At 41.2% G+C, this 11,970-nt stretch carries 10 protein-coding genes and 1 pseudogene; 1 reads left to right on the forward strand and 10 read right to left on the reverse strand.

The features are described from left to right. The 10 genes from ruvX to ODU37_RS09105 form a co-directional block, all read right to left on the reverse strand. Window positions 1-420, reverse strand: a complete 420-nt coding sequence (gene ruvX, locus ODU37_RS09060; protein WP_249562518.1) for a Holliday junction resolvase RuvX — start codon at window positions 418-420, stop codon at window positions 1-3. Continuing rightward, window positions 420-686: an IreB family regulatory phosphoprotein gene (locus ODU37_RS09065; protein ID WP_002939360.1), complete on the reverse strand. Its 267-nt coding sequence runs from the start codon at window positions 684-686 to the stop codon at window positions 420-422. Before ODU37_RS09065 ends, ruvX begins: the two co-directional genes overlap by 1 nt. Window positions 687-786: 100 nt before the next feature. Further along, window positions 787-1,185, reverse strand: a complete 399-nt coding sequence (gene spx / locus ODU37_RS09070; RefSeq protein ID WP_002939362.1) for a transcriptional regulator Spx — start codon at window positions 1,183-1,185, stop codon at window positions 787-789. Between the two features lie 235 nt (window positions 1,186-1,420). After that, window positions 1,421-2,572: a recombinase RecA gene (gene recA, locus ODU37_RS09075; RefSeq protein ID WP_014637287.1), complete on the reverse strand. Its 1,152-nt coding sequence runs from the start codon at window positions 2,570-2,572 to the stop codon at window positions 1,421-1,423. 51 nt (window positions 2,573-2,623) lie between these two features. Then, a complete protein-coding gene (locus tag ODU37_RS09080; protein ID WP_248030992.1) occupies window positions 2,624-3,805 on the reverse strand; it encodes a competence/damage-inducible protein A in 1,182 nt (393 codons plus the stop codon). Between the two features lie 36 nt (window positions 3,806-3,841). Then, the gene (locus tag ODU37_RS09085; RefSeq protein ID WP_248030991.1) at window positions 3,842-4,411 is read right to left on the reverse strand and encodes a DNA-3-methyladenine glycosylase I; all 570 of its coding nucleotides are present in this window, start codon (window positions 4,409-4,411) and stop codon (window positions 3,842-3,844) included. A 694-nt stretch (window positions 4,412-5,105) separates the two neighbouring features. Beyond that, a complete protein-coding gene (gene ruvA, locus ODU37_RS09090) occupies window positions 5,106-5,696 on the reverse strand; it encodes a Holliday junction branch migration protein RuvA (protein WP_044763879.1) in 591 nt (196 codons plus the stop codon). Window positions 5,697-5,734: 38 nt separating this feature from the next. Further along, window positions 5,735-7,672 carry a DNA mismatch repair endonuclease MutL gene (gene mutL, locus ODU37_RS09095; protein WP_249562517.1) on the reverse strand — a complete coding sequence of 646 codons (1,938 nt, stop codon included), beginning with the start codon at window positions 7,670-7,672 and terminating at the stop codon, window positions 5,735-5,737. 117 nt (window positions 7,673-7,789) lie between these two features. Further along, window positions 7,790-9,313, reverse strand: a complete 1,524-nt coding sequence (locus tag ODU37_RS09100; protein ID WP_248030989.1) for a quinol oxidase — start codon at window positions 9,311-9,313, stop codon at window positions 7,790-7,792. Window positions 9,314-9,503: 190 nt separating this feature from the next. Continuing rightward, window positions 9,504-10,724: a folylpolyglutamate synthase/dihydrofolate synthase family protein gene (locus ODU37_RS09105; RefSeq protein WP_248030988.1), complete on the reverse strand. Its 1,221-nt coding sequence runs from the start codon at window positions 10,722-10,724 to the stop codon at window positions 9,504-9,506. A gap of 136 nt (window positions 10,725-10,860) precedes the next feature. On the opposite strand from ODU37_RS09105, the pseudogene ODU37_RS09110 reads away from it, so the two are divergent. Continuing rightward, window positions 10,861-11,799: pseudogene (locus tag ODU37_RS09110) on the forward strand (IS4 family transposase). Window positions 11,800-11,970: the final 171 nt, after the last annotated feature.

Genomic DNA, 11,970 nt, shown 5'->3' on the forward strand with positions numbered 1-11,970 from the left:
TTAAAATGTTCTATCTAAATAATTTTGTAAAATCAGCTGAGCTGCTAATTTATCGATAACTTTCTTGCGTTTTCCTCGGCTGATATCCGCTTGCTCAATCAGCATCCGTTCTGCTGCAACAGTTGTTAAACGTTCATCCTGATAATCAACTGGAAGTTCATAACGCTCAGTCAATAAATCACCGTAAGCTTGACTAGCTTCCACACGTGGACCACTAGTATTATTCATATTCTTCGGCAAGCCTACAACAAATTTATCAACCTTGTACTGTTCTACAAGTTCGGTCAAACGCTCCAGACCGAATTCGCCCTTTTCTTCATCGATTGGGATGATTTCCAACCCTTGGGCCGTGAAACCTAACGGATCTGAAATAGCTACACCAACTGTCTTGGAACCGACGTCTAATCCCATTATTCTCATTAGAGGTCAATCCCATTCCCTTTCAAATAGTAGCGCACCAATTCTTCAATGATTTCATCTCGTTCATGCTTACGAATCTGATTGCGGGCATCATTATAGCGAGGAATATAAGCAGGGTCCCCACTTAATACATAGCCAATGATTTGGTTAATCGGATTATAGCCCTTTTCCTCTAGCGAACGATAAACACTAGTCAATGTCTTGCTGATTTCTTGTTTATCTGTATCATCTAGGCGAAAACGAACGGTTTCTTCGGTAAATCCCATACTTACACCTTCTTTCCCTATTTTTTACATTATATCACAAATTTTAATTATTCTCAAAAAATGCGCAAAAAGAACCCCAAAAAGAGCCCTTTTGTACATCTTATAGAGCTGCTCTCATACGAGCTTGAGCATTTTCAACATTGCGCACTGCACGTGGCAAGAAAGCGCGTATATCATCTTCTTTATAGCCCACTTGAAGTCGTTTCTCATCAATCAAGATTGGACTCTTCAAAATACGTGGGTTAGAGGTAATTAAATCAATGACCTCATTCACACTCAACTCTTCAATATCAAAGTCCAGACTCTTTGCATAACGGTTTTTTGACGATACGATACTTGCAATACCATTCTCTGTTTTTGTTAAGATGTTTAGGATTTCTTCCTTAGTAATGGCTTCCTTCGCAAGATTATGCTCATTATAAGATAATTGGTGAGCATTTAACCAATTTTTCGCTTTCTTACAAGAAGTACAACTAGATACAGTATAAATTTTAATCATGTAGTCACTCCTTTGCTACATTTTATTAAGCACATTATAGACTATTATATCATAAATTCCCTCGGTCTGCAGACCTATTTTTTAAAAAAACTTTAAATTTTGGGGTAAAAATTCGGTTTTTATTAGAAAAAAGCCTGGAATCTCCAGACTTTTTCGTTCTTATACTAAACAACTTCGTACACACCTATAACAGATAGGCATCAATAGTTCAATATTAAATCTATTTTGTTAGGAATTAATCTTCTAATTCAATACCGCCATCAAGATCTAGGATAACATCTTGGATTTCTTCCGCAACAACAGGAGTTTCTTCGGTCGCTACCTCTTCAACTCCATCTGCTTCAATCAATCCATAATGAACACGAATCTTGCGGTCAATTTCATCAAAGATTGCTGGATTATCTGCTAAGAATTTCTTAGCATTTTCAGAACCTTGGCCAATTTTTTCTCCATTATATGAATACCAAGCACCTGCTTTTTGGATGATGCCGAGGTTGCTACCAATCTCAATCAATTCACCTGTGCGAGAAATTCCTTCACCGTACATGATTTCAACAACAGCTTCTTTAAATGGTGGAGCCACCTTGTTCTTCACAATCTTCACCTTGGTTTCCTTACCAACGTTTTGATCTTTCTTGTCGCCTGTCCCTTTGATTTGTGTGTTTCCACGAACATCCATACGGACAGATGCATAGAATTTAAGCGCACGTCCACCAGGCGTTGTTTCAGGGTTACCAAACATGACACCGACTTTTTCACGTAATTGGTTGATGAAAATAGCTACTGTCTTGGTTTTGTTGATGGATGCACCGAGTTTGCGCATGGCCTGACTCATCATACGAGCCTGCAAACCAACATGACTATCACCAATATCGCCATCAATTTCTGCACGTGGTACAAGGGCTGCAACCGAGTCAACAACAACCAAGTCAACCGCACCAGAGTCGATCAGCTTGCCTGCAATTTCAAGACCTTGTTCCCCTGAGTCTGGCTGTGACAAGAGTAACTCATCAATATTGACACCAAGAGCTGCTGCATAGGCTGGATCCAAGGCGTGTTCCGCATCGATAAAGGCAGCAATACCACCATCTTTCTGGGCTTGAGCTACTGCGTGTAGAGCAACAGTTGTCTTACCTGAGCTCTCTGGACCGTAAATCTCAATGATACGACCCTTCGGATAGCCACCTGCTCCAAGCGCAATGTCGATTGATAAGCTACCTGAGCTCATGACTTGAACTTTTTGTTCAGCACGCTCCCCAAGACGCATAACAGCACCCTTACCAAAATCTTTTTCAATTGATTTTAGGGCATCATCCAGCGCTTTTTTACGCTCATCGCCAAATTTCTTTGTAATATCTTCTAATTTTTTTCCTGGTTTCTTAGCCAATGATTTTCTCCTCTTTTCTTAGTCAAACTATTATAGCAAATATCTGCTATTTCACAAAGTGTTTCGTACAAAATCCCAGGCCTGCAGACAAGCAAGCTGGCGAAGGTATTGCCACGAATAACCACCTAAATCTATCTCTTTTTGGGAAATACCCGAGGTCGTAGCCAAAGTGAGGTATACTTTTGCAAGTACGTTGTCCTCTGTTGATTCCGGTTTGATAAGCACAGACACAGCCAAACCTAAATCAGCTTGCAGCTCCTGCCGAATGCAGTCAGCTTCCTCTGATAGCCAGCCCGATTCTATCCCTAGCTGACCGATGACTTTTCCTCCGCTAAAATACGGCTGATCAGCCAAAGCCAGGCTCAATTCAGCTTGCAAGAGACCACCTGTTCCATGCTCTAGGATGCCCAAAGATTGTTTCTCTTCCTCTAAAAGAGTCGCTACGGTTTTAACCAAACTATTATCATCCCCATATGCATAGAAAAAATCTCTCAAATGGTCACGTTGCAATATCTCTTCTTCCAACTGATTCAAACGCACGTTCGCTTCTTCTTGGCTATCTGCCTTCGTAGATAAACGAAGCGTCACCTCTCCAACTTTTGCATAAGGCGCAAGAGTCGGGTCTGTCTGCTTGTCAATCAAATCCGCTAAAACAGTCACCAACTGGCTTTCACCTATTCCAAAAAAGCGTAGGACACGCGAGTAAAGTTGCTGCTGAGATTGAGTCAAAAAAGGTAACAGACTCTCAGAAAACATGGCCTTGAGTTCACTTGGTGGTCCGGGCAAAACAATATAGGTCACACCATCTTGCTCAATCATACCACCAACAGCTAAACCAGCTGGGTTCTGTAGCGCCTGACTTCCCTCTACAATCTGTGCTTGACGCTCATTATTAGGTGTGCGAACACGACCTGGTCGACTGGCAAAGAAACGGTCTAATTTTGCCATAGCCAACTCATCAAACACAAGATTTCTACCTAAGAAGGTCGCCAGGGTCTGCTTGGTCAAGTCATCCTCAGTTGGACCAAGTCCTCCACAGAGAAAGACCAAGTCGCTCCGCTGACTGGCAACTTCCAGTACAGACAGAAGCCTGTTTTCATTATCTCCAACAGCTGTGTGGAAATAAACATCAATTCCCAGCTCTGCACATTTCTCCGAAAGGAACTGAGCATTGGTATTAACGATTTGGCCTGTCAAAATCTCCGTCCCAACGGCGATTAGTTCTGCTTTCATATTCCTCCTCTGTCTAGGGTGCGATTGCTCGCTCATCTAATTAGTTCGTAATTTCTTTCCAATCTCACAGGTTTCTTCATGTTCATTCAACAGACCTGCTGCCTGCAAATAAGAATAAATACAGACAGGCCCTACAAACTTGAAACCTCGCTTTTTCAAATCTTTTGAAATCCGCTCAGACAAGTCGTTCTTGGTCGGCAATTCTCGGAAGGACTTGACAGGGTTGTCGATAGATGTAAAGTTAACCCATTCCCAAAGATACGTATCAAACGTACCGAATTCCTCCTGTACTCGAAGAAAGGCCTGAGCATTGGCGCGGGTAGCGTATAGCTTTGCCTTATGACGAATGATGTCTGAATTGGTCAGAAGGCTATCTAACTCACTATCTGTCATGGCCGCAACCTTTTGAATATCATAGTTGAAAAATGCAGAGCGAAAAGCCTGGCGTTTATTGAGAACAGTTTCCCAGGAAAGTCCTGCTTGGTAGGATTCCAAGCAAAGCAACTCAAACAAAGACTGCTCATCGTGAAGTGGCTTGCCCCATTCTTCATCATGGTAAGCAATATAGAGTGGATTGTTTAGATTAACCCAAGCACAACGGGACATAGAAACTCCTTTTCACATACGGTTTACTTAATACTTTTAGCTACTTAATTCAGCAAGTATCGTACTAGTACGGTAATTGAACACGGCTACGATACTTTGCAAAATTGTCAAACTGAATCCTACATATCACTGAATAACGCAGTTAACATCTGGCAAGAGTCTTCGTTAAAACTCGCCTTTTACCTAGTTGTCATTGCGGAGGTCTCACAACGAAATTTCTAGCAAAATTTCTGTTCGGCCGTCTATTTTCTCTTTGTCCTTTACGTCCTTTGTATCTGAACACGACATGAACCACAAAAATCGACATTATTTTTATGGCGAGTTAGCAAGGTACCAAGCAAGTCACAAATAGCGATTGCCGTAGTGGGAGCGGAAAAGAATTCGTCTTCCCGCCCCCGCACAGCTCAAAAGGTTCAGTGAACCTTTTGAGGTTGGAAATGAAGCGAACTCTATTCACATCAGTCGTGGAGGTCAGATTTGAAGTGTGAAACACGAACAAATCTGCCAATCAACCACTGCGCTGAGATGTTGACTCAAACTTTGAGTAACAAAACAAAACTTTTTAACCATCATACTGGTACGTTAATTGAACACGGACTAAGGACTGTGAGAAAAAGATAAACCTGCCTAGAGCCTAAAGGCTCTGCGTTAGGTTTCCTATTTTCTCTTTGTCCTTTACGTCCTTTGTATCTTATTACTTCATCAGCATTTTAAGGGCTGACTTGATGTAGTTTTCAGCGGTGTCATTGGTGCCTTCAAAGAATTTCTTGATTTTCTTGAGTTCGGCTGGGCGGTAACCAAGGGCTTCCAGGGCTTCCAGGGCTTCTTCGAGGGCGATATTTTCACTGGATGGTGCTACTTGTTGAACAGGACCCGCTTCTTCGCTCATGACAAACTTGCCTTCCAAGTCCAAAATCATCTGCTGGGCTGTTTTCTTGCCAATCTTTGGAAACTTGGTCAGGTAGGTAATGTTCTTCTGCTCAATAGCACGAACAAGTCCATCATTATCATCAACAGCAATAATAGCCAGAGCTGTTGTTGGACCAATACCTGATACTGAAATCAGACTCAGAAAGACGGATTTTTCATTTTCTGTAGCAAATCCATAGAGCAAATGAGCGTCTTCACGAATCACCTGATGCGTATAGACCGTCACTTCTTGCTGGACTTGTCCTGAATAGGCGTAGGGATTAGCAACCTGCAAGATATAGCCTACTCCTTGCGTTTCTACCACAATATATTTTGCAGTTATTTTTGTTAAAATTCCTTTAATATAGTCGTACATATACTTCCTTTACTAATGTGTCAACTTTTTCAACTATGTTAATACTTGCCCAATTCTCGCAAACTCGTGTGATTTTCCTGAATGCGACGGAACATCTTTTCCATATCTGACTTGCTAAAATGTACTAAAACTGGACGCCCGTGCGGGCAGTTATAGGGATTTTGGCAGTAAGACAATTGTCTCAATAAATCACGCGCCGAATAATCATCCAAAGCATGGTTGGCCTTGATTGACCGTTTACAAGACATCATGATAGCCAGTTCTGCCCGATACTGCTTGATTGACACCTGATCCGTCAAGAGCAACATGTCGCACATCTCATAAATGCCAGACTCAATCTCCTCTTCCTTCATCCAAATAGGATGTTCACGCAGAATAAATTGATTAGCTCCATATTCTTCCAAGTTGACACCAACTTGACGAAGGGCATCCATTTTGTGGACAAGGTCAAGGGCATCATTCTGCGGAAATTCAAAAATATACGGCACCAATAACTGTTGAGCCGAATTGTCAACCTGTCCAATTTTCTCACGGTAGTATTCGTATTTGACCCTCTCTTGTGCGGCATGCTGGTCAATGATATAAAGTCCTGTCTTGCCTTGCGCAAATAAATACGTCCCATGCATTTGACCAAAATATTCTAACTCTGGAAATGTCGATGTTTCCTCCCGGTCTAATTTATCTGCCAGTTTTGCCAATTCTTTTGCGCTTAGATTAGGATGCTCCTGATCTTCTGATTCCACCGACTGACGTTCTGCAAATTGAACAGATGTAGGTTTATTTTCGACAGGCGACTCAACAATCTCTTGCCTATCCTCTTCGAGAGGTTTGACATCCTCAGCGACCACGTCTGGTTTTAAGAAGAAGTCTTGCTTAATCGTATCATAATAGATTTTTGGCTCTCTGAGTGGTAAGGTGCCTTGCTCTGCTTTTACTTTTGGTCGAGTACTTGACTGAGCTAAATTCTCAAGAGCATCTGGTATCAAGTCCTGCTCTTTAAGCGCTTGACTAATCGCCTCTCGAATCAAGGTCATGAGTTCTTTTTCCTTGGAGATGCGAACTTCCTGCTTGGTCGGATGCACATTGACATCAGCAAGATAGGGGTCAATTTCTATAGAAATGACTGCCAACGGAAAACGTCCAACCATCAACTTACTGCCGTAACCTTCCAAAATCGCTCGATTCAGCAAAAAATTCTTGATATAACGACCGTTGATGAAAATGGAAATGTAGTTGCGGTTGGCACGAGTCAACTCTGGCAAGGAAACATAACCTGAAATCTGAAAATCCAGATCTTCTGCCTCAATTTCAACCATTTTTTTGGCGGAAGCAATCCCATAAATCCCTGAAATTGCCTGACGAAGCTTCCCTGTCCCTGCAGTTCTAATTAATTCTCGTCCTTCGTTTACTAAGGCAAAGGCTATTTCCGGATGAGCTAGACTCAATCGATTTACAACATCAACAATATGTGATAATTCAGCCTGTTGACTGCGAACGTATTTGAGACGAGCAGGGGTATTGTAAAATAAATCCGAAACAGTAATCTGCGTACCAACTGGACGACTAACTGGCTTCTCTTTCTCGATGACACCACCTTTGGCCTCCAAATGAAGTCCGTGTGCAGAGTCTGCCGTAGCTGTCCCAATGATCATATGACTGACAGAAGCAATGGAGGGCAGAGCTTCTCCACGAAAACCGAGGGTGCGAATACGAAACAAATCCGATTGACTTTTTATCTTACTGGTGGCGTGACGGCGGAGGGCAAGCGCTACTTCATCAGGGGCAATCCCCTCACCGTTATCCGTAATTTGAATCATTTTAAGGCCAGCCTCTTCAACACTAATTTCAATCTGACTAGCCCCTGCGTCAATGGAATTTTCCACCAACTCCTTAACCACACTGGCTGGTCGCTCAATGACCTCACCAGCCGCAATCTGGTTAGCTAGTATTTCTGGTAGTTCAATAATATGTGACATCATTTCTCCTACATTTCTTTAATAATTTTTCCCGAATGCTTATTTTTCCATTATACCACATATCCACTTTCCCTCCTTTTCTCAGATAGGCTAAAGAAAAAATGACTGCCTGAGCAATCATTCATTCTTTTGATAAATCGTAAAGTAATCCGTTGTCTGAACAGACTGGTACTGTGATTCTAAATTTGTCTTGATTTCATCTAGAATTGGCAAATTCTTATTGACGACTACAAATTTTGCCTCATTTTTATTGATGTCATACATCAAGCTATTTTTATTGTCGTCAGTATTCAGATAGGGTTCTGCTGTAGTAATCGTTGCGGCAGATAAACGTTGACTTGAAAGATAGATGCTTGCGCTATTATCCCAAACATAAATCTTATCCGAATCTTTCGTTTGTTCACCAATGTAATTGGCAACTTGTTCACGGTCAGTTCTCAAATCTCCCTGTACCAAATAAAGATAAGCAGGTTGAGCGATAATACCCAAGCAAATAGCTAACGGAAGAAAGAATTGACGACGCAAATACCCACGATAATCTTCTACATCCTCATCACGCAGGTAAACGACTGACATCGCAAAACCATGCGGTAAAAGAAGAATGAGTTGGCTCCATTGAAAGTTTGCATTCCCAATAATAAAGACACATTGAACTAAGAAAGTCAGTAATAGGAGAACTTTGATATAGGTATGTCTTCCTTGTTTGAAAGAAAACACCATTTGGATGAAACTTTTAAAGAATCCAGATAAGAGTAAAAATACAGACACTATCGCCAAGGCTAAATATAGATAGGAATGGTGAAAGTCTAACTGTAAGTTATAAAGGAAAGTTTGTTGAATAGCTGTCCCCAGAATCTGCGCCTCAAAAGCATAATAACCTACCGCATATAGAATCAGAAGAAAACCAAAAATGGTCGCTAATAATTGATAGATTCCTCGAGTAACTTGGCGGTGTTGGATATTAAAAATAAATAAAACTAGACCCGCAACTAACCAAAGGATCAGACTTTTTGGGTAAATTAAAAATACCAATGCCGCATCGATTCCGTAGAGGATAAATGCCTCATCACGCACTGCATTTTCAAAATAGCGGACCAGAAACCACACACTAGTCAAAAGAAACGGAAGAGCAAACATTTCTGCATACATCCCTCCAAAACCAAGTGCAAAAATAAATACATAGAACCAATGACTAGAACTTGTCGCTAGGTGTTCTGACTGGCTAAAATAAGCTACAATCTTATAGAAATAGACTCCCGCTATTAGTAATGCTATAAACTGGAGGATTCCAAAGATAATGAAAGTTCCTCCCAGATGACCTAATAAAGCAAGTAAGTAGAATAATAACCCGCTTGTACCAAAGAAATCACCATAAGGGATTTGTCCATTTGTCATTGCCATCCCTGCATATAAATTTTGAGTTTGTATATTGGTTGCAAATGGCATTAGCAGTGGATTGGCTACGCTAAAAACACTTAAAACTAAGCTCCAAACAAGAGCTGGCCAATACTTTGTCTTTAATACTCTTTCATGAAATTCACTATTCAGTTGCACTTGCTGTCTGCGTGACGCTCTACGACTACGCCGATAAGTTTCCTCAGGATGAGTAACTACGTCCGAAACTACATCTAATTCTGTCATTTTCTTCTCCTTGGATTTGCTTTCCTTATTATATCAAAAAGCACTCCCGATGTCATTTCCTATCGGGAGTTCTGGAAATTTTTGCAAACTGTTCTAACTGGCGAAAGGTATGGCGTTTGTTCTCTTGAAATTCTTTTAAAAAGGCTACTTTTTCTGCATGTGTCATACCTATTTATTCGCAAAAAGATATTCATTTTTTAAAAATCCGACGAACTTCTGAGATAAAGTAGAGAGAGCCTGTGACAATCAAAATCCCTTGCTTGCTAGATTGCCAATCTTCTATAAATTGCTGATAGTCTTCAACATAATCTCGTCCTTGTCGGTTTTCCTCCGACAAGGCACCATCATAGGCAAAGCTGGTTAATACTAGGGGGGTATGTGGCAATTTTTCTTCTAATAATTCAAGCATTTCTTGAAAGTCCTTGCGCCGAAGGGCCGAAAAGAGAATGGTGACAGGCTCTTCTTGAACCTGAATAAATTCAATCAAGCGTTCGATGGCAGGAACATTGTGGGCTCCATCCAAATAGATTTTTGGCTCTTGAGCAACCAATTCCAAACGACCAGGCCAGCTGGTTTGGGCAAGGGCTTGTTGAATCAACTGAGGTTGAATGTCTTTTTGGATATTGGTCATATAGAGTAGAAAAGTTTGTAGGGCTACAGCCGCATTCTCTTCTTGATGATGGCCTGCCAGACCCAGAACTAATTCTGACAGGTCGATGTCCGTATTGCTGAACTGTCCTGCTTTATAGGTGAATTCCTGACCAAATTGGTAGACAGGTGCTTGATTGTCAAGGGCAATGTGGCGACAGATGGCTGTGGTTTCTGGGCAAAGTGGTCCTAAGACGACAGGCACGTTTTCCTTGATAATCCCTGCTTTCTGCTCTGCTATTTCCCTTAAAGTCGAGCCTAGTAAATCCTGATGGTCCATGCCGATGGAGGTGATGACGCTGAGAGCCGGTGCCACGACATTGGTCGTATCCAAAAGCCCTCCGATGCCCACCTCTACTAGTGCCACATCGGGTTGTTGAGCTTCGAAATAGAGGAACATAATGAGCACCATGACCTCAAAATAGCGAAAAGGCTCATAACGAGTGGCGACTTCCTGCTCCAAGTCGTGGACTTTCTGTAAATAGCGCTGAAAATCATGGTCTGAAATGGGCTGGCTGTCAATACAAATCCTGTCATGTACACTCACCATGTGGGGGGATACAAAGCTGCCGACACGCAAGCCATGTACCTGAAAGAGCTGGCGCATAAAGGCAATGGTCGATCCTTTGCCGTTGGTTCCAGCCACATGAATGACCGGAACTGCAAACTGGGGATTCCCTAGCAGTTCTAGGGCATACTCAATCTTTTCCATCTTGTAATGAAAAACCTGACCTTGTTTGGTGTTTAACCAATTTTCTAACATATCCACCTCCTACATACTGTCTAGTATAACAAAAAAGAGGCTGGGCAAAAAGCCCAATGTCATTAAGTTAACTAACCTATCACGTTTTGTGGTGGGTTAGTTTTTATGTTACACTAAAAATAAAAGGGGAAAAGTCATGCTAGATCAGATTAAAGCTCATTTACTTGATAGTATTAACGACATCGTTTCCACCGCAAACCAGTTTGTACTTCATCCTAAAAAAGATTTTAGTCGGAAAAGTCAGCTAACTAGGAATCTTGATGAACGAGCAGCTTTTATTGACATGATGAAGAACTCTTCTTTCAAACAAGCTCTGGTGATAATGGATAGGGGGTATGATTCCTACAATGTCATGGCACACTGTCAAGAAAGAAATTGGTCCTATATTATTCGTATTCGCGATGGAAATAATTCTATGAAATCAAGTTTTAACCTCCCTAACACACCTTGTTTTGATGAAGAGTTTGACCTAAAAATCTGTCGCAAACAAACCAATGACATGAAAGAACTGTATCGAGACTTCCCTAATCAGTATCATTTTTTACCTCATAATGCTTCCTTTGACTTTTTACCAAACTCTAGTCGAAAAAATGATCCAATCAGTTTTTATGACCCTCATTTTCGGATGGTGCGCCTCGAAATCAAGCCAGGTTTCTTTGAAACTTTGGTGACAAATACGGATTATTCTCCAGAAAAATTAAAAGATCTCTATGCCTACAGATGGGGCATAGAGACTAGTTTTCGTGACCTAAAATACAGTATCGGTCTGACTCATTTTCATGCAAAAAAGAAGGAAGGGATTCTCCAAGAAATCTACGATCGCTTTATCAATTTTAATGTTTGTAAATGGCTAACCTCACACGTTGCTATTAAACCATCAAAGTTAAAACAGGCTTATAAAATTTGTTTTTCAGACGCTGTTTATGCCTGTCGAAAATTTCTTAGAGACAAACTCACTTCCTTCTAATTAGAAACCTACATTGCCAAGCACCTATCTATTATTCGACCCAATCGAACCTTCCAAAGAAAGATAAAAAACAAGGCACCTGTAAGTTTCACTTATAGAGTAACATAATAGTTGAAAAATAGGGTTAAAAACCTTCCTTTTTGTGTGCCCTAAGTCATAACCACCCGTGAAAACGGGTGGCTTGTACACCGGCTATAAGCCGTTTCTCTCCAGCGACGTCTAAAGACGTTCGCTGAACTTCGTTCAGGTTAGTGCTATAATTACTTGACTAATGCCCGT

The sequence above is a fragment of the Streptococcus sp. 2021WUSS109 genome (assembly GCF_044427305.1).
GTDB lineage: Bacteria > Bacillota > Bacilli > Lactobacillales > Streptococcaceae > Streptococcus > Streptococcus suis.